Annotated in this window: 22 protein-coding genes; 8 read left to right on the top strand and 14 right to left on the bottom strand. The window is 50.1% G+C overall.

Annotated features, from left to right (window positions below; genetic code table 11):
* The first annotated feature begins 9 nt into the window (after positions 1-9).
* Together B2X65_RS04460 and B2X65_RS04455 are read left to right on the top strand one after the other, a co-directional pair.
* Positions 10-2,712 (top strand): S8 family peptidase, encoded by a 2,703-nt coding sequence (locus B2X65_RS04460; protein ID WP_290610924.1) that lies wholly within the window; start codon positions 10-12, stop codon positions 2,710-2,712.
* A gap of 7 nt (positions 2,713-2,719) precedes the next feature.
* Complete coding sequence (locus B2X65_RS04455; RefSeq protein WP_290610922.1) at positions 2,720-3,964, top strand: serine hydrolase domain-containing protein; 1,245 nt, start codon at positions 2,720-2,722, stop codon at positions 3,962-3,964.
* 5 nt (positions 3,965-3,969) lie between these two features.
* Here the strand turns inward: B2X65_RS04455 and rlmA are convergent, their stop codons facing one another.
* Entirely contained in the window at positions 3,970-4,779 is an 810-nt protein-coding gene (gene rlmA, locus B2X65_RS04450) for a 23S rRNA (guanine(745)-N(1))-methyltransferase (RefSeq protein WP_290610921.1), read from the bottom strand.
* Between the two features lie 120 nt (positions 4,780-4,899).
* Between rlmA and B2X65_RS04445 the strand changes: the two genes are divergently transcribed.
* The 5 genes from B2X65_RS04445 (at position 4,900) to B2X65_RS04425 (ending at position 7,966) form a co-directional block, all read left to right on the top strand.
* Positions 4,900-5,223 carry a DUF440 family protein gene (locus tag B2X65_RS04445; protein ID WP_290610920.1) on the top strand — a complete coding sequence of 108 codons (324 nt, stop codon included), beginning with the start codon at positions 4,900-4,902 and terminating at the stop codon, positions 5,221-5,223.
* A 161-nt stretch (positions 5,224-5,384) separates the two neighbouring features.
* Complete coding sequence (locus B2X65_RS04440; RefSeq protein ID WP_290610919.1) at positions 5,385-6,011, top strand: energy transducer TonB; 627 nt, start codon at positions 5,385-5,387, stop codon at positions 6,009-6,011.
* Positions 6,012-6,059: 48 nt separating this feature from the next.
* Positions 6,060-6,650, top strand: a complete 591-nt coding sequence (locus B2X65_RS04435; protein ID WP_290610918.1) for a sigma-70 family RNA polymerase sigma factor — start codon at positions 6,060-6,062, stop codon at positions 6,648-6,650.
* Entirely contained in the window at positions 6,643-7,350 is a 708-nt protein-coding gene (locus B2X65_RS04430; protein ID WP_290610917.1) for a hypothetical protein, read from the top strand. The genes B2X65_RS04435 and B2X65_RS04430 overlap by 8 nt, the downstream gene beginning before the upstream one ends.
* A 70-nt stretch (positions 7,351-7,420) precedes the next feature.
* Entirely contained in the window at positions 7,421-7,966 is a 546-nt protein-coding gene (locus B2X65_RS04425) for a hydrolase (protein ID WP_290610916.1), read from the top strand.
* A gap of 4 nt (positions 7,967-7,970) precedes the next feature.
* On the opposite strand, the gene B2X65_RS04420 is transcribed toward B2X65_RS04425, so the two are convergent.
* Positions 7,971-8,774, bottom strand: a complete 804-nt coding sequence (locus tag B2X65_RS04420) for a S1/P1 nuclease (protein ID WP_290610915.1) — start codon at positions 8,772-8,774, stop codon at positions 7,971-7,973.
* Between the two features lie 3 nt (positions 8,775-8,777).
* Positions 8,778-9,659, bottom strand: coding sequence for a 23S rRNA (adenine(2030)-N(6))-methyltransferase RlmJ (locus tag B2X65_RS04415; RefSeq protein WP_290610913.1), 882 nt, complete (start codon positions 9,657-9,659; stop codon positions 8,778-8,780).
* Positions 9,660-9,789: 130 nt separating this feature from the next.
* On the opposite strand from B2X65_RS04415, the gene B2X65_RS04410 reads away from it, so the two are divergent.
* Entirely contained in the window at positions 9,790-10,692 is a 903-nt protein-coding gene (locus tag B2X65_RS04410; RefSeq protein WP_290610912.1) for a tRNA/rRNA methyltransferase, read from the top strand.
* A gap of 66 nt (positions 10,693-10,758) precedes the next feature.
* On the opposite strand, the gene B2X65_RS04405 is transcribed toward B2X65_RS04410, so the two are convergent.
* From B2X65_RS04405 to metK, 11 genes are all read right to left on the bottom strand, one after another.
* Positions 10,759-11,997, bottom strand: coding sequence for an ABC transporter permease (locus B2X65_RS04405; protein WP_290610911.1), 1,239 nt, complete (start codon positions 11,995-11,997; stop codon positions 10,759-10,761).
* Positions 11,990-12,700 (bottom strand): ABC transporter ATP-binding protein, encoded by a 711-nt coding sequence (locus B2X65_RS04400; protein WP_290610910.1) that lies wholly within the window; start codon positions 12,698-12,700, stop codon positions 11,990-11,992. The genes B2X65_RS04405 and B2X65_RS04400 overlap by 8 nt, the downstream gene beginning before the upstream one ends.
* Position 12,701: 1 nt before the next feature.
* Positions 12,702-13,862, bottom strand: a complete 1,161-nt coding sequence (locus B2X65_RS04395) for an efflux RND transporter periplasmic adaptor subunit (protein WP_290610909.1) — start codon at positions 13,860-13,862, stop codon at positions 12,702-12,704.
* Between the two features lie 22 nt (positions 13,863-13,884).
* Positions 13,885-14,580 (bottom strand): YIP1 family protein, encoded by a 696-nt coding sequence (locus tag B2X65_RS04390; protein ID WP_290610908.1) that lies wholly within the window; start codon positions 14,578-14,580, stop codon positions 13,885-13,887.
* A gap of 303 nt (positions 14,581-14,883) precedes the next feature.
* Complete coding sequence (locus B2X65_RS04385) at positions 14,884-15,180, bottom strand: DUF1653 domain-containing protein (RefSeq protein WP_290610907.1); 297 nt, start codon at positions 15,178-15,180, stop codon at positions 14,884-14,886.
* Positions 15,164-15,586, bottom strand: a complete 423-nt coding sequence (ruvX, locus tag B2X65_RS04380) for a Holliday junction resolvase RuvX (protein ID WP_290610906.1) — start codon at positions 15,584-15,586, stop codon at positions 15,164-15,166. Before ruvX ends, B2X65_RS04385 begins: the two co-directional genes overlap by 17 nt.
* Positions 15,586-16,143 (bottom strand): YqgE/AlgH family protein, encoded by a 558-nt coding sequence (locus tag B2X65_RS04375; protein WP_290610904.1) that lies wholly within the window; start codon positions 16,141-16,143, stop codon positions 15,586-15,588. Before B2X65_RS04375 ends, ruvX begins: the two co-directional genes overlap by 1 nt.
* Positions 16,144-16,185: 42 nt before the next feature.
* On the bottom strand, positions 16,186-17,142 hold the full coding sequence (gene gshB / locus B2X65_RS04370; protein ID WP_290610903.1) for a glutathione synthase: 957 nt from the start codon (positions 17,140-17,142) through the stop codon (positions 16,186-16,188).
* A gap of 7 nt (positions 17,143-17,149) precedes the next feature.
* Positions 17,150-17,878 carry a 16S rRNA (uracil(1498)-N(3))-methyltransferase gene (gene rsmE / locus B2X65_RS04365; protein WP_290610901.1) on the bottom strand — a complete coding sequence of 243 codons (729 nt, stop codon included), beginning with the start codon at positions 17,876-17,878 and terminating at the stop codon, positions 17,150-17,152.
* 111 nt (positions 17,879-17,989) lie between these two features.
* Complete coding sequence (locus tag B2X65_RS04360; protein WP_290610900.1) at positions 17,990-19,579, bottom strand: AbgT family transporter; 1,590 nt, start codon at positions 19,577-19,579, stop codon at positions 17,990-17,992.
* Between the two features lie 204 nt (positions 19,580-19,783).
* The gene (metK, locus tag B2X65_RS04355) at positions 19,784-20,932 is read right to left on the bottom strand and encodes a methionine adenosyltransferase (protein WP_290610899.1); all 1,149 of its coding nucleotides are present in this window, start codon (positions 20,930-20,932) and stop codon (positions 19,784-19,786) included.
* Positions 20,933-20,960 lie beyond the last annotated feature (28 nt).

Raw genomic sequence — 20,960 nt, 5'->3', positions numbered from 1 at the left:
GTAAGCGTTATGCTGACTATTTCGATAACAGCTGGTTCGATAAAAGCCGGGTTGTTGCTGATTGCAATATTAATACTACCAGTGACAGCTGAACCGCTCCGGCTTATTGTTGCTACCAATACGGAATATAGCAGCGTAAGCTTGCAACATGCCGATAATGCTGCGGCGCAATTTTTAAGCCACTACGCGAGCAGGGTGGAACCGCTGGGCGGTGCGCTTCGAAAGGGCGGGGGCTCAGGCTTATTGCGGGTAGAGCTGGCCAAGGGTATTGAGTTGCAGCAGGCCGTCAACTATTACCGGCAGTTGCCTGGGGTTCGCTTTGTCGAACCTGATTACATTCTTAAAAAACAACACATTCCAAATGATCCCCAATTTAACCTGCAGTGGCACCTAGGCCAGGTTCAGGGTATTAACGCGCCGGCTTTCTGGCAACAGAGCACGGGTGAGCAACAGCTGGTGGTGGCTGTGGTTGATACCGGCGTGGCATATCTGCACCCTGATTTACAGGCAAATCTCTGGCGTAATCCGGTAGAGACGATTAACGGTGTTGATGATGATGGTAATGGCTATATTGATGACATTTATGGCATTGATACCGCAAATAATACCAGTGATCCGGCCGATGAAGATGGTCATGGTAGCCAGATAGGCGGCATTATTGCTGCGACAACTAATAATACGCTGGGGGTTGCCGGAGTAAACTGGCAACTGCAGGTATTACATTGCAAATTTTTAGATGAAACGGGCACTGGCTTTGTGAGTGATGCCATCGCCTGTCTGGATTATCTGCTGGACTTAAAACAGCGCCATAACATTAATATTGTTGCCAGTAATAACTCCTGGGGTGGTGCTGGTCAGTCGCAGGCCTTGTATGAAGCGATAGCCCGTCATCAGCAAGCCGGTATATTATTTATTGCCAGTGCCGGCAATAGCGGTAGCCAAAGCCTGTTGTATCCGGCGGCATACGATTTAGCCAATATTATCAGTGTCGCGGCACATGATCAGGCACAGGATAAGGCAACTTTCAGCAATTATGGTCGTGAGTGGGTAGATGTTACTGCCCCGGGAGCAGCCATTGTTACCACGGATCTGGACGATGGCTATACCAGCGTGTCCGGTACCTCAATGGCCGCACCGGTAGTCAGTGGGGTGGTCGCCTTACTTAAAGCTGCCGAGCCTGCGCTTGGCTGGCAGGCATTGCGGGCCAGGTTACTGTTAACCGGTAAAGTCAGCACCGATCCTCTTATCCGGGATTATACCAGTAGTGGTAAATTGCTGTTGGCCAGCAGTGTCGGCAGGGGGCTGCCAGCCGATACCGGAGTGCTGCAGTGCCAGAGCCAGCCAGCGCGGCGCATTTCACCCGCCACGGCTATCGTATATTTGCCGGCGGGTAGCATGCTGGATATCAGGGTACTGAGTATCGATTGTAATGGTAACGCTATTCAGCCACAGGTTACTGCCGAAAATAGCGCTCAGAGCATTTTACTTACTGAGCGTGATAACGTCGAAGATGGCATTTTTACCGGACAGTGGCAGTTTAGTGGTGATGCCACAGAGCTTATTTTTGCTGACTCTGTGGTAAGCGTGTTGCCGCGTAATGACGATTATTGCACCGGGCTGACTAACCTGATGGTGCCGCTTAACCAGTGTAACGCGCTGGTACAGCTGTATTACGAGACCGTAGGTCAGAGCTGGCTGAATAATCAGGGCTGGCTTGAACCTGAGGTGGCGGTATGCAGCTGGGCAGGCGTAAGCTGCAGTAATGGCCAGGTTAGGGCACTGGATCTTAGTAATAATAACCTGACCGGCGAGCTGCCGGCAGCGCTTGCTGGCTTAACGGCATTAACAGAACTCGATTTAAGCTTTAACAGTCTGACTGGCGATTTTCCGGCTGTATTACTGCAATTGCGCAGCTTGCAGCAGTTAAGCTTATGGCAAAACGGGTTTACAGGTGCCATTCCGGCTGCAATCAGTGAGCTGCGCGCGCTTAGCCAACTCGATTTATCTTTTAATAACTTCAGTGGCGCTTTGCCCGCCAGTCTTGGCCAGTTGTCCAGCTTGCAACGCGTGTTTGTGGAGTCAAATCAGTTGTCTGGTGCCTTACCGTCGGCATTGGCAGCGCTGACTGATTTACAGATACTATGGTTGGCGGATAATAATTTTAGTGGTACCTTGCCGCAGAATTTTATTGAGCTGACCGGTTTAAGTGCCTTTAGTTATCAGAATACCAGCCTGTGCCCGCCACAAAATCTGGCGTTCTCCAGCTGGCTGGCAGGTATTGCTACGCTGGAGCGCAATAGCCAGTGCGCTAACAGTAGCCCGCAGGTAAGCACTCCGGCGACGGTAACTGCGCTAGCGGGTGCTATGGTTCAGTTGCGTGCCACAGTAACGGACAGTGATAATGATTTTTTACGTTATCGCTGGCTGCAACTTTCCGGGCCAACCGTAACACTAAGCAGTGCCACCAGCCTGGATGCCAGTTTTACTGCGCCGGTAGTGACCAGCAGTACCAGTCTGGTGTTTAGTTTTACCGCAGATGATGGCATTAGCCAGAATAGCAGTAATACCACGGTGCAAATAAACCCGGCGGGGGGCGCAGCGGTTAACCCTGATAATAGCAGCGGTGGCGCCTTAAGTTTTGGTATGCTATTGCTTGCGGCATTGGTAGCCTGGCGCAGACAGGGTCTGACCGGCCAGCGTAAACACATTTGAGGTTATTTTGGTTAGAGTATTATTAGCCGTTGCTATTTTTCTTTCTGCTTCAGTTGCGGCAGCAGCGCCTGCTACACAGCCTGTTGCTGCGTCCTTAGTTGAGCCTTTAGCTGAGCCAACCGTGCCAGAGCTGCTGGCGACAGAGCTGGCCAGTTTTGAGCAGTATTTTAATCAGCAAATGGTGGAACACGGCATACCGGGGGCCGCCTATGCGGTGGTCTATCAGAATAAAATTATCAGTGCCAAGGGTTTTGGTGTTCGGGATATTGACGGTGATGCGCCGGTTGACCCTTTTACGGTATTCCGGATTGCCTCTGTCTCAAAAACCTTTGCTGCCGGGCTGGCCAGTTTGTTGGAAGAGCGGGGGCATTTTCGATGGGATGAATCGGTGGTGCAGTATATTCCGGAGTTTTCGTTTAAAAATGCCGCCTATAACCCACAGTTGAAAATAGAACACTTACTGTCGCAAAGCAGTGGGGTAATGCCCAATGCTTACGATAACCTGATTGAAGCCAATATTGTACCCGAGCGGATATTGCCACAGTTTCAGAAAATTGACCCTTTATGTAACCCGGGCCAGTGTTATGGCTATCAAAATGTGTTGTTCAGTTTAATTGAACCTATTATCAGCCAGACTACCAGTAGCGACTATGCCAGCCTGCTGAAGAAAAATATTTTTGAGCCGCTGCAGCTGCCAACGGCCTCAGTAGGGTTAGAAGCCTACTTACTAAATGAAAACCGTGCCAGCCCGCATATCCGGGCCAGAGGGCGCTGGCACTCACGCAATGTTAATCAAAGCTATTATCGGTTTGCTCCCGCTGCAGGGGTTAATGCCAGTGTGATTGATTTAAGCCACTGGCTGATTGCGCAGCTGGGTTATTATCCGCAGGTGATGCCGCAGAACGTATTAGATAAAATTATTGAAAAACGGGTGAAAACGCCCCGAGATTTGCGCCGCAGTCAGTGGCGTAATTATCTGACAGATGCCCACTATGCCCTCGGCTGGCGGGTGTATCAGTTTGGTGCAGAGCAACTTATTTATCATGGTGGCTGGGTGCAGGGCTTTCGGGCCGAGCTGGCCTATTCACGCGAGCGGGAGCTCGGCCTGGTCATTTTACTAAATGCCGAGTCGAATGTGGTGAACGAGTTAACGCCAACCTTTTGGGCTGCAATGTTTGGGGTGTTGCAGCAGCATGACAAAGCCACGCTGGCCAATTGTAAGCTAAATAGCGCTGGCGAGCCCCAGTGTTAAGGCGCTCAGTCGTTTAGCTGATATACATCAAGCAGAAAGTCGATACTGATGCTGCGGGTGGCGTTGACAAACGTCTGGCGGTTTTCACTGTTAAACTTCCAGGCCAGCGGCACCATTTGTAATAAGTTATCTAACTGGGTAGTGTCGGTAACGGCTAACGGATAACTGAGGTGCTGGCGCTGAACATGCCTGAGCCCTGGCTGCTCTTTTATGACATCACTGTGCAGTTTTACCTCAGAGTACACGGCTTGCTTCATTTCAATTAAATGGTTTGGCCCGGGGTTAACGCTAAGCAGTCTGCCCTGTGGTTTAATAACCCGCTGCAACTCGGCGCTATCTGATGGCGCATAAACCCGTATTACCCAATCGAAGCTGTTATCGGCAAAAGGCAGCTGATAGGCGCTGGCTACCGCAAAACGCATAGCCGGGTACTGACGGGCGGCGTATTTTACCGCCGCTTTAGAGATATCAATGCCATACAGATCGGCGCCTGGCGTTAGCGCCTGTTGTAAACGACCGCTGTAATAGCCTTCGCCACAGCCTAAATCCAGGATACTGCTGGAACTGGTAGCGGCAGCACCGGCTACTTGTGCGTTAAGGGCATCCGATAACGGTTGGTAGGCACCACTTTGCAAGAATTCCCGCCGTGCACTAATCATTTGTTTATTGTCGCCGGGATCTTTCGAGTTTTTATGTTGTACCGGCAACAAATTGACATAGCCTTCTTTAGCCAGGTCGAAACTATGCCTGCTGGCACACTGAAACTGACGACCTGTTAACTGTAATGTCTGGTGACAAAGTGGACAAATATACATACTGACATCCGCTATGATAAACGGCTGCAGTGTAACAGCTTGGCAGCTTTCAGGGCAAAGGCTTGCTATACTGCCAGCACACTTACTATTGCAATATTAACGTTGTTACAGGATGACTTGATGCAGGATTTAGAAATGTGGTCGTTAGATGAGCTGTGCGACCACGCGTTTGATATTTTTGAAGAGTTAGCGCCAGAAAACCTCAGTGCAGAAGACTATAACGAATATCAGCAGCAATATGAGCAGCGTGGCTATGTCGATTTGGTAATACCCGGGCCGGAATGGGTAGAGCTGACCATGCAGGATCTGGAGCCTGAGCTGCATTATGAAGCGCAAATAGGCATAAGTGGTTTGGACGGCAACCCTGATAAAGTGTTGGCCCGCATTTTACTAAGCCGTGAAAAACATGATGCACTGTGTCATGCCCAATGGCGAAGCCATTGAACCGTTAACAAGTAGTCGGCGAAGCCATTGATCCGTTAACGAGTAGTCGGCGAAGCCATTGATCCGTTAACAAGTAGTCGGCGAAGCCAGAAAATAATTAAAAAACATTAACCCCGTGGTCCGTCCTCCGTCGTCTAATAGTTAAACACGGAGGACACCCTATGCAAACACTACGTTATTCAAGCCCTGTTAGCACCCTTAACCGGATGATCAGCAGCATGCTTCTGGCCGGGTTAGTTACTTTCAGCCTGTTTGCCATTATGTATCTGTTGATAAAACCGCCGCTGGCTGAGCGACCACCGCTGAAAATCTTGCCGGTGGTAGAACTCTTTATAACCCCGGATGATCCGCCGGTAGTGGTTAAGCAACTGCCGCCACCGCCACCGCCTGTGGTGCCGCCGGAGCAGGCGCCGCGCACACCAACAACGGTAACCAAGCTGACCCTGCCGGGGCCGGAATTGACCGTGGCACCGCCAGTAATTGGCCCCACTGATATGGGTATGGGCAGAGATACCTCGGCAACACCGGTGGTAAGGGTTGAACCCCGATTTCCGGTGGCAGCGCTGCGCGATGGCATTAGCGGCTGGGTAAAACTGAGTTTCAGTATTGATGAGAGTGGTGCCGTAACCGACGTGCAGGTGCTGCAAGCCGAGCCCCGAGGGGTGTTTGACCGCGAGGCAGTAAGAGCATTGCGCCGCTGGAAGTATCAACCGCAAGTTATTGACGGTAAAGCGATTCGCCAGACAAATTTGCAGGTTGTACTCGATTTTAATGTCGATGCTGGCTAAGCTCTGATTAGGCATAAGAGCAGTATACCCAACAGAAGGAGTTGGCTTATGGCATGGTCTGTAATACTTCCGGGCTGGTTTAACCGCAGCAGTTGTGCCGATGAGCTGATGCAACAATTTCAGCAAAGTGGTCAGCTGCAGTGGCTGGAAAAGCTGATAATGCAATGCGGCGATGATTTATATCATTTTTTATTACGGCAAGCCGATGCTCAGCTGGCGGCAGATATTTGTCAGCAGTGCTGGTTAAAAGTATTAGAGAACCGCCATAGTTACCGCTCAGAAAGCCGTTTTAAGACCTGGTTATTTACCCTGGCCAGAAATGCCCTGGTAGATGAGCTACGCAAGCAACAGCGCTGGCAGTTTACTGAGTGCAAGGATGTCGAGGGTAACACCGAGGGGTTATGCCAGGCTCCGCAATGTATTGCTGAGCAACTGGCGCGGCTACAGCAAAAAGAGCGTCTGGCGGTTGCGCTGGCCTCCTTGCCAGTGCTGCAGCGTGAGGCCATATTATTGCAGCTGGAGGAGTTTAGCCTGGACGATATTGCCCAGATAACCCGGGAGCTGCCAGAAACCATTAAAAGCCGGTTACGTTATGCGCGCGAACGCTTAGCGCAGCTTATGGGAGAGGATAATGTCTAAGCCAGATGTAAGCCCGGGTTCTGACAAAAAGGTGACAGATAACGTGAGCGACGATAGTGCACTACGAAACGTTTATGCCGCGCTTAAAGCAGAACAACCTATGCCTGAGGAATTGAAGCAACGCATTTTACAGCAGGCAAAGCGCTCCCATAGCCAGCGAAACTGGCGTTCATGGGGATATTTTTCACAAATGGCGCTTGGTGTTGCGGCTTTAGTCTTAGTGCTTAGCTGGGTTAATCCTGCTACGCTGCCTGATGTGTATCAGGGCTATTATCAGATTGAAACGTTAAGCAGTGCGCCAGCAAGCAACCGCGATTCGGCTACGGTGCAATGGCACCATTTAACTGCGTCGGCAGCGCCAACTGACTTGCCAGGTGCACAGCAGCAGCTGCAAACGTTGCGTTTGCAAACCCTCAAAGCACAGCAGCGTCAATTGCAGCGTGCCGGTGAGCTTAATATTGCCATGTCCCGCCAGATAGGCTTACTGACGCAGCATAAAGACTCCTGGCAAATTGCCATGTGCGATAAAATGCAGTTGAATGTAGCTATGGAACTGGTGCAGGAGCTTAACACTATGCTGCAGATTGAGCCGGCGTTGCAACCGCAATGGGTTGAGTTACAGTTTGCGCCGACCGGACATATCCTGGCAATTGCTGCCTTGCCGAAAGCAAATGCTTTGCAACAGTGCCCTGCGGTGTAAAGCGCTAACGCAATAAACACAGCAATAAACACCGTCATGTTCTCATTATGCACAAGGAACCTTGCAACTCATGTTATTACAGGCAACCCACAGTATGGTGCTGTTAATTGATGTTCAGCAAAAGCTGGCACCGGCAATTGCAGATGCCAAGCAAGTAGAGCAGGCTGCGGCCTGGGTGTTGCAGGTGGCGCTGCAACTGGATATTCCACTGGTCGCGACCGAACAGTATCCGCAGGGCCTTGGTCATACTGTGCCCAGTTTACGTGAGTTATTGCCAGACGATGCCGTATTGCAGAAAATTCACTTTAGCGCTTATCGTGAACCGGCTGTCGTACAACGGCTAAAGGCGCTGGACCGGCAGCAAGTGGTGGTTATTGGTACAGAAAGCCATGTCTGTGTCTTGCAAACCGTTTTCGATTTACTGGCGGCGGATTATCAGGTTTTTGTGGTAAGCGAGGCGGTTGGCTCAAGAACGCTTGAAAATAAGCAGCTGGCGCTAAGCAGAATGCAGCAGGCAGGCTGTCAGATCATTAGCAAAGAAATGCTGGCATTTGAATGGCTTGAGCGCGCTGATCATGACAGTTTCCGTCAGATCAGCAAAGGCTGGATCCGCTGACAGGCTAGGGTGCCAGCACGGTTTCCAGGGTAGCGGCCAGTCGCACCGCAGCCTTAAGCAGGCGCTGTTCCAGCAACGCCTGATATTTCGTCAGGTAAATATCGTCAATCAGCATGCCGGGACGATAGTCCTGATACAAGCCAATGGTAATGGTGGCCGATTCATTGGTCCAGTCCATTAATGTGCTATTGCGCCACTGATGCTGTTGCTCTGGTGTCAGGCTGGCGAACAGGAGTTGTTGTTTTGCCGGTTCGGTATAGCCTAGCTTGTTCAGCATATTGGTATCCCATAGGCCATGCAAATTAGCGGGCTCCCCAAAAAAATAGACTGCCGTGCGGTTACCGCCTAAATCATCGGCAAAGCTGACATGCAAAGGCTGGTGCAGGTCGCTGATGTAATGACTTAAAAACAACAGTGCCTGCCAGTCATCCTGATTTTTTTGCAGCCGTTGCTGCATATCTTCAATGGCCGATACCACGCAACCTTCTGCCGGGCAGTGGCTGCGGGTCACTATCGTTTCACCGCGCTGCAAATTAATATAGTGGTGGGGTTTGGTCCAGCTGAACTCATCCTCTGAGCGAACGTCATCCGGCCAGACGCAGGCCGGGCCAAAGCTCTGATATGGGGTCGCTTTAATCAGCTGGTCCAGTTTAGCCCGGGTGGCCGGTTGCACCAGCTGATAGCTCATATCACAAATTATAGTATGGCCGGTGCGGCCAAACGCCGTGCTGTTGGCTGAATATAGCAACAATAACAGGCCGCTGACGGCGCATAGGCAAAAGCGGCTAAGGGTAGCGGTTAATGTCATGGCTTATTCCCCCACCAACTGGCTGACTTGCCATAGGTTTCCGGCGCTGTGTTCATGACTACCAGGTTGTTTATTATTATCCTGGGTGTGGCAAAGCAGCGGTGCCAACTCTGTTAGCGCATCGCGCATTTGCTGGGCCAGGGTATAAGGCGGGTTAATCACCAGCATGCCGCTGCCACTCATGCCGAAACCGGCTTTATCAGGCAGCGGACAAAACTCGATACGAAGCTGGTTTTTAATACCGGTACCAACAATAGCTTTAATAAACGCTTCCACGGCGTCGCGTTCAATAACCGGATACCAGATAGCATAAGTGGCCTGAGGAAAACGCCGGTAAGCTTCATTCAGGCCGGCTACCAGATCGGTATATTCCGTTTTCAGCTCGTACGGCGGGTCTATTAGCACCAGACCGCGTTTGGCCAGTGGTGGCAGCATGGCTTTAAAGCCGGCATAAGCATCGATATTCTCAATACGGGTATAACGACGTCTGGCAAACTGACTTTGCAGCATAGGGAAATCAGTAGGGTGCAGCTCGGTTGCCTGAATGGTGTCTTGTGGCCGTAGCATTAAAGCCGCAATTTTTGGTGAGCCGGGGTAAAACGCCAGTTCACCTTCAGGGTTCAGGTCGCTAATCAGCTGTAAATAACGGGCCAACGGCGCCGATGTTGCCTGATACTGCCACAGTAGAGCAATGCCTTGCTGGTATTCGGCGGTTTTTTGCGAGTGTTCACTGTTAAGGCTATATAACCCGGCACCAGCGTGAGTGTCGTGGTAGCACAGCGGTTTATCTTTTTGCAGCAGATAATCCAGAATCGTTACCTGTACCAGATGTTTTAAGACATCGGCATGGTTGCCGGCATGATAACTGTGGCGGTAACTAAGCATACTGCACTGGTCCTGATTTGTTAACAGCTAAGATAGAGCCGCCAAGGATACTGCGGTAGCGGAAAAATACAAGTAATAGCACGATAGCGATGCTAAAATTGGCGCCATATCGTGTAACACAGGATTTATGATGGCTGACAAACCAAAACGCGCTGGACGTAACCCGCAGCGCCAGGCAAAACCGGGCAGTATCGATGGCCAGCAAAACGCCTTAAATAAGCCCTGGTTAAAAAAAACAAGCCAGAACAAAGCGGCGACTCATAGTAATAAAGCGCATAGCAAACCGGCACGTAGCCCAGAGCTTGCTGCAGAGAACAAAGTGTATGGCGACAACGCCTGCCGGGTGCTGTTTAGCCAGAGGCCACAGGCTATTATCCGCCTGTACATATCCCAGCAAATGGCTCCCAAATTTGCTGATGTGATGAAATATCTGGCCAGTGAAAAGAAGGCCTACCATATTGTAGACGATACCGAGCTGGAAAAAGTTGCTGCCAGCCAGCACCACGGCGGCATCGTGTTGCTGGTAAAGCGTAAGCCTTTTATCAGCATTGCCAATTATCTTAGTAACAATAACGCCAGGCGGGATTGCTTACTGGCACTGGATGGCGTGGGTAACCCGCACAATTTAGGCGCCATTGCCCGTACCTGTGCTCATTTTGGTGTTACCGGCATTATTATGCGTGAGCCGCAGCTACTGCAATCCGGCGCAGCGCTGCGCACTGCTGAGGGTGGCGGCGAGTTTATTGCGCCGCTTAGCTGTGATGATATGCCGCTGGCGTTAAAGTTATGCAAGGATGCGGGCTACAGCCTGGTAACAACGTCAAGCCATGGCGGCCAGTCACTTTATAAGACGGCATTGCCGCAAAAAGTGGTGATTGTATTTGGCGAAGAAATGTTTGGGGTATCTAAGGCTGTGGCCAATAGCGCTGATATGGCATTGCAAATACCCGGCAGTGGCAAGGTCGAGTCTTTGAACGTCAGTGTTGCGGCCAGTTTAATGGTGGGTGAGTGGTACCGCCAACATGGCGGATAATAATGCTTCTGGCTTAAAAGCGGTCGAAAAGCTGGCTCAATTGCCGGCGCTTGTGGTGCTGGAGCATTACTCATAGCGCAGAGCGTCTATCGGGTTTAAGCGTGACGCTTTAATAGCCGGCGCCAGACCAAATACCACGCCAATTAACGTGGTAAAGCCAATGGCCAGTAACACGGCCCACAACGGCACCAGGGCTTCGGGCATGGCTGGCATCATCAGGCCAATAAAGCTGGCAACACCAGCGCCCAGTGCCAGGCCAATAATGCCGCCAAATAAGGATAGCACCAGTGCCTCGACCAGAAACTGGATCAGAATAAACTGCGGCGTAGCGCCCAGGGCTTTAACAATACCAATTTCCCGGGTACGCTCGGTAACGGATACCAGCATAATATTCATTACGCCAATGCCGCCAACCAGCAAGCTGATGCTGACCACGCCGCCGGCGACCAGGGTAATGGTGCTGGTAATGGTATTGAACTGCTCTATCATGCGCTCAGCACTGACAAATTCAAACGGATCGGGCTCATCCGCTGCTAGTTTATAGTGTTGGCGCAGTACAGCGCGCATTTGTTGCTGTATTTGTTTAGCATCGGCGCCGGGCGCCGGGCGAAACATCACATCAATATTGCGGGCAGCGCGTTCTCCACTTAGCGAGCGAATGGTACTGAAGGGTGCAATAATATAATTATCCTGATCAAAACCAAACATACTGCCGCGGGTTTCAGCCACGCCAATGATCCGAAACCAGTCACCGGATAAATTAATAAACTCACCAACCGGGTTAGCGGGTAAATCAAGCTGTTTAATTAACGACGAACCAATAAAGGCCACGCGGCGGCGCCGATCATCATCACTGCCAGATAAAAACCGGCCTGATTCCGGATATACCCGCACCACATTCTGATAACTGCTGTCGGTTCCGATGATCTGAGATTGCGCGGTGTTGCGGCCATATTGCACCTGAGAGCCCATGCTAAATGCCTGCATACTGGCGGTCATATCTTCAACATTGCTTATCCGGCTTTTTAACAGCAGAAAATCATCGTAATGCAGCCGGTTCTGCAGGCCGAGCATTTGCTGGTTTGTTGGGGTGTAGGCACGAAGCGTTATCATATCGCTGCCTAAGTCATCCAGCTGACTGGTAATACTGTGACTAAGCCCCTGCATAATGGCAACCACGGTGATGACCGCGGCCACCCCGATAATAATTCCCAGCGTGGTCAAAGCGCTGCGCAAGCCATGAGCGCGAATGGAGGCAAAGGCCGCTTTGGTTCCCTCGAAACCGGCATGGAGTAATTTAAGCATCAGCGGTTACTTCCTGTGGGTTTCGAAAATCCTGTTCAACTTCGCCGTCAACCAGCCGGATAACCCGCTGGCAGTGATCAGCAATGTCCTGCTCGTGGGTCACCAGAATAATGGTATGGCCTTCCTGATGCAGCTGGTCAAATAATTTCATAATGTCTTTGGTAGTTTTGCTGTCCAGGTTACCGGTGGGTTCATCGCCCAGCAAAATGCGTGGCTTGGTCACCAGTGCCCTGGCAATAGCGACACGCTGACGTTGCCCGCCGGACAACTGGTTAGGTAAATGTCCGGTTTTATCGCTAAGTCCAACCCGGCGTAATGCCTCTAATGCCAGCGTTTTACGCTCACTATTGGCCATTAACCGGTAAATAAGCGGCTGCATGACATTGGCCAGCACGGTGGCACGGGGCAGCAGATTAAAACTTTGAAAAATAAACCCCACAGCTTCGTTGCGAAGCTCGGCCAGTTCCGTTTCATTCATGGTTGAGACATCGCGGCCAGCCAACTGGTAATGGCCGGCACTTGGCGAATCTAAGCAACCGAGAATATTCATTAAGGTTGATTTACCGGAACCTGAAGGCCCTATAATAGCGACATAGTCATTTTCAACAATGGCTAAATCAACCTGTTTTAACGCGTAAAATGTCTCATCAGCCATCTGATAACTTTTACTGACTTGCTTAAGCTGGATAACAGCATCGCTCATCTCAGTTTTCCTGCCGCTCTGTGTCCAGCCGTCGCCCTTCGGTTAACCCCAGCATGGTGCGGGCGGGGCCAACGATAACTTCATCATCTATCTGCAGGCCGCTAACAATTTCCTGTGCAATATCTGTTGCCATGCCCAGGGTGACCATTTGTTTTGTCGCCAGACCATCGGCAACTTTCCAGACAAAGTAATCATCACCTGTTTGGGCATTTTGCTGAATAGCGGCAATAGGTACCTGCAGGCTGTGTTGCTTTTGCGATAAAATAATTTCAGCACGGCAACTCATCCCGGGGTATAGCGCAATATCTTCAGGTTGCAGTAATACCTTAACCCGGAAGGACAAGCTCTGGCTTTGATTCATGTACCGTGCCGATGTGGCAATTTGGATAACCTCACCGTTAATGGCCTGATGCGGGTAAGCGGCGGCATAAATTTCAGCTTGTTGTCCCAGGTGCACATTGGCAATATCGGCTTCATCTACCCGCAGTTCGGCCAGAATGGCACTGGGATCGGCCAGAGTCATTAGCGGGCTGCCAATAATATTGGTGCTGCCAGCGATTACGGTCTCGCCTGGCTTAATATCAACCGTGGACAACAGGCCGGCAATGGGTGCCCGGTATACGGTTTTACTTAAGTTATCTTCTGCCATCGCCAGGGTTGCCTGGCCTTGCTGTAACGCAGCCTGGGTAGCGCGCACGTTAATGTTGGCGATATCCAGCTGGCTTTGCAGGCTGTCTATGGTTTCCTGCTGAATAAGGCCATTGCTATAAAGTTGCTGCTGGCGACTGAACTGTCGTTGCAAATCAGCCAACTGGGCTTTGGCCCGGGCAATATCGATTTGCTGGCTTTGCACCATGGCCCGGGTACGGTTAACGTCAGCAGCAAACGCGGTGTCATCCAGGCGCATCAGCACCTGACCTTTTTCGACCACATCACCTTCTGCCACTAACACTTCCAGTACCCGGCCGGTAACTTCTGAGCGGATCTGAATTTGGGTATTAAATTCCAGATTGCCCGATGCCAGAATACTGTCGGCCAGCGCGCCCTCAGTAACCAGTGCCGTTGTAACACTGGTGGTTTGCTGTTGTTTACGGTATTGGCTCAGGCCAATTAAGCCTGCCAGCGCCACTACGATGACCAGCAGTATCAGCACTTTTTTCATCGGTAAATTCCGTTTATTCGATTCAGATAAACACGGCCCACAGACCATAGATAACCACTAGCGGCAGAAAACCGAGTAGGGTACTTTTTGCTGCACTGTAACCACTCCAGCTATTCAAACCTACCGCAAATAAACCACTGATCCACAGAAAGATTAAGTTGAAATTCTCAGCCCAGGCATACCAGGCCTGACCCGGTTCCAGCCCCAGAACTAATTGATTTATCGATAAATAATTAGCAGTAGTAAGCGGTAAGTTAGGATCACTGCTAAGTAGTACCAGCACAATTAATCCAAGCATATTAATGACCCCAGGCATGTTGCTCCAGATGGCCATAGCGAACCAGTCACCGAAGGGGCGTTTTTGACCAGGGTTGCCCACCAGCATTAAATATAACGCCATAATAGCCAGCATGATGGGCGTCATAACCAGCAGCGCACCAACCGAAATAATACCGGTTTTGTCGGCCATCTGGCCCATGACAGCGCGGCTTTGCTCTATTTCTGCCGGGGTCATGTTGTGGGCAGTCTGGGCAATTTGCTGCTCAACAATCCACTCTGGGCTCATACCGGAATAAAAGTACCAGATACCGATAGTGTTAACCGCGAGAATGATTAATAAAGGCAACCAGCTCCAGCCTTTTTTCTCGGGTAGCACATTGAATACTTGCTTGGGTGCGACATAAATATCGACCAGTGCCTGACCAACATTCTTACTCATGAGTGCTCTCCATTGTCTTTGTTATAATTCATTTTTTTGTCAGTAGTTTGCCACTGCATGCCACACCTATCAGACTAAATCAGGGATTGTGCTATTCGTACAGGTGAAACCACTCTAACGATTCAAACATATCATGCTCCTGCGTATTCATTAATAAATTAAATGTAACGACATTTTGCTAAGGTTTAGCTAACGGTGAGAATACTAAAGTGAATTAACGTCAGGCAGGTTAAAAATATGATAAGCGGTTAATTGCGGTGATTTTCGGCAAGATGCGATATATAACGTAGAGGGATGAACGGCTCAGGCAGGTGGTTGGCTGCCAATAAATGCAAAGCGGGCCAGCTCTTCGCCGGCGATGGTGACATTTTCAGCGAACATAGTGGCCGGACGCGCCCATAAACCACTGTCGCCATAAAGTGGCCGGTAAATGACCAGCCATTCTTCAGTTTCGCTATGCCGGGCCAGATCAATAACCTGATAATAAGCGCCTTTGTAATGCTGATAATAACCCCGGGCTATATCTGGCTCAGGGCTGTTAGTCCGCTCAGGGCTGTTATCTCGCTCAAGGCTGTTATCTCGCTCAGGGCTGTTGCTCATACCAACCTTCAAAAATAATTTGCGCCGACACACTATCTACTTTGTCTTTCGCCAGTTTTCGATAGCCGCCTTGTGCAAATAACCGGCTACGGGCATCGGCTGTTGAAAGCCGTTCGTCATGAAATTCTACGGCTAACCCAAACCTGCCATGCAGCCGATTAGCAAATTTGCGGGTACGAATGGTAAAGTCCTGTTCGCTGCCGTCCATGTTAAGCGGCAGGCCCACCAGCAATAATTGTGGTTGCCAGTCGCTAATTAGTTTTGCTATCTGCTCCCAATCAGGAATACCGTCTTGCGCCTTAAGCGCGGTAAGTAAGGTGGCGCTGCCGGTAAGCTCATTGCCTACCGCCACGCCGATGCTCTTGGTGCCGTAATCAAAACTGAGTACGGTTCTGCTGCTGCTCATTATGCGTGGCCGGCCTCTGCGGTAAGTTGCCAGGTTTTAATGCCCATCTTCGCCGTGGCAGATTGCCATTTTTCAGCGTGGCTTAAATCAAAAATAATGGTGTTATCAGCCGGGATCACCAGCCAGCTATTGTCGCTGATTTCCTGCTCAAGCTGACCGGCGGTCCAACCGGCATAACCCAGGGCCAGCAAAAATTTCTCTGGTGCTTCCTTGGTGGTCAGGTCCATTAAAATGTCTTTCGAGGTGGTGACCATCAGGCCATTGTTCAGTTCCAGGCTGCTGTGGTAACCGCCTTTTGGGCTGTGTAACACAAAGCCGCGGTCACTTTGCACCGGGCCACCGGCGCATACTGCGCTGCGGGCAACTGCACTGTTACCGTCAAACTCTATTTCTAACTGTTCAAGTAATTCAGCCACGGTAACGTTTAGCGGATGGTTAATAACAATTCCCATGGCGCCCTCTGCAGAATGTTCACAAATATAGGTGACACTGCGCTTAAACATCGGATCGTCCAGTGCAGGCATAGCAATAAGAAAATGATTCTGGAAATCTTGCATAACAACCTCACTTTTAAAGTTACATTATTATGGTTACAACATTCAGGTGACGGCCAGGCGTTGTTCGATGGCATCGAATAACATACCGGTAATACTTACCGGATAAGCCGCCTCGATTTCGCGAATACAGGTGGGGCTGGTGACATTGATCTCTGTAAGCTTATCACCTATTACGTCTAACCCCACAAAAATGAGTCCTTTTTCTTTTAATACCGGCCCAAGCGCCCGGGCAATCGCCCAGTCTGAGTCGCTAAGCGGCCGGGCTTCGCCTCTGCCGCCTGCCGCCAGGTTACCCCGGGTTTCGCCACTGGCCGGAATTCGGGCCAGACAGTAAGGTACCGGCTCGCCATCAATCACTAATATCCGTTTATCACCTTCTGTTATCTTGGCGATATATTGCTGTGCCATTGCATAGCGGCTGCCATGCTCGGTCAGGGTTTCAATTATCACGCTGACATTGGCATCACCGGGTTTTAAGCGAAAAATGGACGCGCCGCCCATGCCGTCCAATGGCTTAAGAATGACATCCTGCTCGGCCTGATAAAACGCTTTTAACCGGGCGGCATCACGGCTAACCAGGGTTTTAGGCGTAAACTGGCTGAACCAGGCGGTATACAGTTTTTCATTGGCATCGCGCAGGCTTTGTGGCTTATTGACGATTAAACTGCCCGCTTGCTCTGCCCGCTCTAATATATAAGTGGCGTAAATGTATTCGGTATCGAATGGCGGATCTTTGCGCATCAAAATAACGTTTAAATCTGCCAGGGCAATATCCTGCTGTTTATTAAACTGATACCAGCTATGAGTGTCTTCACGCAAGGTCAGCGTTTTGGTTGTGGCGCGTGCTTCACCTTCCAGCAAGTATAAATCGGCCATTTCCATATAATGAATTTCATAGCCACGGTGCTGTGCTTCAAGCAGCATAGCAAAGCTGGAATCTTTTTTAATATTGATCTGGCTGATGGGGTCCATTACAACCCCCAATTTAATTGCTGTCATAGATGCCTCAGGCGAGATCGCCAAATTGCAGTTGTAAAGCACTAATTGCTGTCAGTGCCGCTGTTTCCGTGCGTAATACTCTAGGTCCAAGCTGAATGCCGGTAAAGCCGGCCTGGCTGGTCGCAGTAACTTCATTGTCGGTAAAGCCGCCTTCGGGACCTATGACCAACCGGATATCCTGACTGGCACTTAACGTTTTAATGGTGGCGCTGGCCCAAGGATCCAAGGTCAGGCGCAATGAATTTGTGTGCTGGGCCAGCCACAGGTCTAATGAAATGGCAGGATGAACCTGCGGCACCACGCTACGACCGCTTTGCTCACAGGCGCTTATCGCAATTTTTTGCCATTGCTCATTGCGTTTTGTCAGCCGTTCGCCGTCAAGTTTTACGCCGCATCGTTCGGTAAACAGCGGGGTAATTTCAGTCACGCCCAGTTCTACCGCTTTTTGAATAGCAAAATCCATCCGATCGCCACGCGAAATAGCCTGGCCCAAATGAATACGCAGAGGGGACTCAACCGGGTTCGGCTCAACCTGGCTAATGGTGACCGTTAGCTGCTTTTTACTGACGTCAAAAATCGTTGCGCCGTAGTTATTGCCATCGCCATTAAACAGTTGCAACGCCTGACCTGCCTGCATTCGTAATACTCTGCCAACATGGTTGGCAGCGTCATCCTCCAGTTGCAACGGCTTGTTGACCGCCAAAGCCTGTGGCGTATAAATACGTGGAATACGCATACTTAATTTTCCGCGGGTAAAGTGGTTAATGGTAGCAGGGATAATCTGTTTTCAGAATAAAAAACCGCTGCAAAAGCAGCGGTTTCAGTTTAAATGTTAATGCAGTAAGAACTAACCTGCAGCAGGGAAGGTGTAGCTGGAGCCAATACCCAGTGGTATATCCAGCGCCCAGAAACCCAGAAGGAAACAGGTCCACATAATTAACATTGCAACAGAGTAAGGCAGCATCAGCGCAATCAGGGTGCCAATACCCGTAGATTTAACATACTTTTGGCAAAACACCACGACCAATGGAAAGTAAGGCAACAGTGGGGTAATGATATTGGTAGAGGAATCACCTACGCGGTAAGCCGCCTGAGTTAAATCGGGTGACACCCCAAGCTCCATTAGCATTGGTACCATCACCGCACCAATTAATGCCCATTTTGCCGAGGCGGAGCCCACAACTAAATTGACAAAGCCTGATAGAAATACAATACCAACCAGGGTAAAGCCCATTGGGAACGCCATTTCCTGCAACCAGTTTGCACCTTTAATGGCTAACAATGCGCCAAGGTTGGACTGGCCAAACGCATAAATAAACTGAGCACAGAAAAATGCCATAACGATGTAATAGCCCATGCCGCTCATCGCTTTGCTCATGCCTTTGATGATTTCGCGGTGATTATTGGCCGAGCCGGAAACATAGCCATATACGATGCCCGGAATAAGGAAGAAGATAAAAATAATACTGACGATAGATTGCATTAACGGTGCAGCGAACACCAACAGGTTGTTCTGACCTTCTGCCAGCACGGTACCCGGCGGGGCACGCCAAGCCGAGGTTTCAGGTAGGGTAGACAGCACGAGCAATACAATGCTTAACAGCATAGATAAACTGGCCCAGCGTAAACCTTTACGCTCGTTTGGTTTCAGATCGTCCATTTTCGGCATGTCAGCCGGATCACCATCAACTGGCGTTGACTTTAGTCTGGGCTCAATAAATTTGTCCGTTAATACCCAGCCAATCAGCACGACTAACACGGTAGAAGCCGTGGTGAAATAGTAATTGTTCATCGGACTGATAAACATTTCTGCGGCTGCGGGATCAGCGGATAAACGCGCTGAAACCTGAGTAAGACCTGACAGTAATGGATCCAGGCTCGATGGCAGAACCGTTGCCGAGAAGCCACCTGACACCCCAACAAACGCAGCTGCAATACCTGCGAGCGGATGGCGGCCTGCAGCATAAAAAATTACTGCACCCAGCGGTATAACCAGCACATAACCTGCGTCTACCGCCATATGGCTGACCACACCAACAAATACCAACACCGGTGTTAACAACATTTTAGGCGTGACACTGAGAATAGAACGCAGGCCGGCATTAATAAAACCGGTGTATTCTGCAACCCCCAGACCAAGCATGGCAACCAGTACCACCCCAAGCGGCGGGAAAGTCACGAAGGTATTAACCATTTTTGCCATAAACGTGGCAAGAGAATCAGCTTGCAGCAGATTATTCACTAAAATAGCTTCGCCGGTACGGGGATCCACTTCGTTAAATGTCACGCCAGACAGCAGCCACGAGGCCACCCATACCACAACCATCAATATTGCGAATAACACCGCCGGATCGGGCAATTTATTGCCGACAACTTCAATACCGTTTAGCGCACGGTTTAGCCAACCGGTTTTTACGGCAGCAGTTTGCTCAGACATAATATTTCCTTTGACCTTATTATCTTTCTTATCTTTCTATTTGTTAGTTGCCAATGCTGGCAATTTAACCCTGGAAGGTAAAACGCCTTTATCATACACAAAACAGGGGTATTGGTAAGGCTAAAATAAGCTGAATAACCAAGAAAAACAGAAAAGGAGAGCCTTGGCTCTCCTTTTTTAAGGTTGTAACTGTTTAAAGCAGGCTTATTTAGCGTATTGCCGCAGTAAATCAGCTTTATCAGTTTGCTCCCACGGGAACTCGCTGCGGCCAAAGTGACCGTAGGCGGCAGTAGCGCCGTAAATTGGCCGCTCCAGGTCCAGCATTTCAATCAGGCCATAGGGGCGAAGGTCAAAATGCTCGCGTACCAGTTTAATTAACTGCTCTTCCGACAATTTACTGGTACCAAACGTCTCCAGACTGATAGACGTCGGCTCGGCGATGCCAATTGCGTAAGATACCTGCAGTTCACAGCGATCAGCCAGGCCTGCAGCGACAATGTTTTTGGCCACATAGCGCGCGGCGTATGCAGCTGAGCGGTCAACTTTTGACGGGTCTTTACCCGAAAATGCACCACCACCGTGACGCGCCATACCGCCGTAGGTATCGACGATAATTTTACGACCGGTTAAACCACAGTCGCCCATTGGGCCGCCAATCACAAAACGGCCAGTCGGGTTAATAAAATACTTGGTGCTTTTGGTCAACCATTCTGCGGGTAGTACCGGCTTAATAATGGTTTCCATTACCGCTTCACGCAAATTTTCAGTGCTGATGGTGTCGCAGTGCTGCGTAGATAACACCACCGCGTCAATACCTACCGGTTTGCCGTCTTCGTATATAAAACTTAACTGTGATTTGGCATCCGGTCGCAACCACGGCAGAGTACCGTCTTTACGTACCTGAGCCTGTCGCTGCACTAAACGGTGAGCATAAGTCACCGGAGCCGGCATTAATACGTCAGTCTCGTTGCTGGCATAACCAAACATTAAACCCTGATCGCCTGCGCCTTGTTCCCGCGGGTCGGTTTTGTCTACACCCTGATTAATGTCTGGCGATTGTTTACCAATGGCGTTAAGTACCGCACATGAGTCTGCATCAAAACCCATGTCGGAATGGGTGTAGCCAATTTCACGAACTGTTTTACGGGTAAGCTCTTCAATATCCACCCAAGCCGTGGTAGTAATTTCACCACCAACCAGAACCATGCCGGTTTTAACAAAGGTTTCACAGGCGACACGGGCTTTCGGGTCTTGTTCTAAAATTGCATCTAATACTGCATCGGAGATTTGATCGGCGATTTTGTCCGGATGTCCTTCAGATACCGACTCAGAAGTAAAAATATGTTGTGCCATCTGTTGTGTTCCACCAAAGTTGGTTAAT

The organism is Arsukibacterium sp. UBA3155, from assembly GCA_002364615.1.
Classification (GTDB): Bacteria; Pseudomonadota; Gammaproteobacteria; order Enterobacterales; family Alteromonadaceae; genus Alishewanella.
Note: the sequence above shows the minus strand (reverse complement) of the source record. Positions and strands in the feature narration are given on the sequence as shown.

Bases quoted from the DNA above. Each gene is read 5' to 3' on its own strand.
- B2X65_RS04425 (WP_290610916.1), top strand. From the start codon at position 7,421: ATGTTATTACAGGCAACCCACAGTATGGTGCTGTTAATTGATGTTCAG.
- B2X65_RS04375 (WP_290610904.1), bottom strand. From the start codon at position 16,143: ATGCAAGATTTCCAGAATCATTTTCTTATTGCTATGCCTGCACTGGAC.
- rsmE (WP_290610901.1), bottom strand. From the start codon at position 17,878: ATGCGTATTCCACGTATTTATACGCCACAGGCTTTGGCGGTCAACAAG.
- B2X65_RS04420 (WP_290610915.1), bottom strand. From the start codon at position 8,774: ATGACATTAACCGCTACCCTTAGCCGCTTTTGCCTATGCGCCGTCAGC.
- B2X65_RS04405 (WP_290610911.1), bottom strand. From the start codon at position 11,997: ATGCTTAAATTACTCCATGCCGGTTTCGAGGGAACCAAAGCGGCCTTT.
- B2X65_RS04400 (WP_290610910.1), bottom strand. From the start codon at position 12,700: ATGAGCGATGCTGTTATCCAGCTTAAGCAAGTCAGTAAAAGTTATCAG.
- B2X65_RS04445 (WP_290610920.1), top strand. From the start codon at position 4,900: ATGCAGGATTTAGAAATGTGGTCGTTAGATGAGCTGTGCGACCACGCG.
- B2X65_RS04410 (WP_290610912.1), top strand. From the start codon at position 9,790: ATGGCTGACAAACCAAAACGCGCTGGACGTAACCCGCAGCGCCAGGCA.
- metK (WP_290610899.1), bottom strand. From the start codon at position 20,932: ATGGCACAACATATTTTTACTTCTGAGTCGGTATCTGAAGGACATCCG.
- B2X65_RS04395 (WP_290610909.1), bottom strand. From the start codon at position 13,862: ATGAAAAAAGTGCTGATACTGCTGGTCATCGTAGTGGCGCTGGCAGGC.
- B2X65_RS04385 (WP_290610907.1), bottom strand. From the start codon at position 15,180: ATGAGCAACAGCCCTGAGCGAGATAACAGCCTTGAGCGAGATAACAGC.
- gshB (WP_290610903.1), bottom strand. From the start codon at position 17,142: ATGACAGCAATTAAATTGGGGGTTGTAATGGACCCCATCAGCCAGATC.
- rlmA (WP_290610921.1), bottom strand. From the start codon at position 4,779: ATGTATATTTGTCCACTTTGTCACCAGACATTACAGTTAACAGGTCGT.
- B2X65_RS04415 (WP_290610913.1), bottom strand. From the start codon at position 9,659: ATGCTTAGTTACCGCCACAGTTATCATGCCGGCAACCATGCCGATGTC.
- B2X65_RS04435 (WP_290610918.1), top strand. From the start codon at position 6,060: ATGGCATGGTCTGTAATACTTCCGGGCTGGTTTAACCGCAGCAGTTGT.
- B2X65_RS04440 (WP_290610919.1), top strand. From the start codon at position 5,385: ATGCAAACACTACGTTATTCAAGCCCTGTTAGCACCCTTAACCGGATG.
- B2X65_RS04360 (WP_290610900.1), bottom strand. From the start codon at position 19,579: ATGTCTGAGCAAACTGCTGCCGTAAAAACCGGTTGGCTAAACCGTGCG.
- B2X65_RS04460 (WP_290610924.1), top strand. From the start codon at position 10: ATGCTGACTATTTCGATAACAGCTGGTTCGATAAAAGCCGGGTTGTTG.
- ruvX (WP_290610906.1), bottom strand. From the start codon at position 15,586: ATGAGCAGCAGCAGAACCGTACTCAGTTTTGATTACGGCACCAAGAGC.
- B2X65_RS04390 (WP_290610908.1), bottom strand. From the start codon at position 14,580: ATGAGTAAGAATGTTGGTCAGGCACTGGTCGATATTTATGTCGCACCC.
- B2X65_RS04430 (WP_290610917.1), top strand. From the start codon at position 6,643: ATGTCTAAGCCAGATGTAAGCCCGGGTTCTGACAAAAAGGTGACAGAT.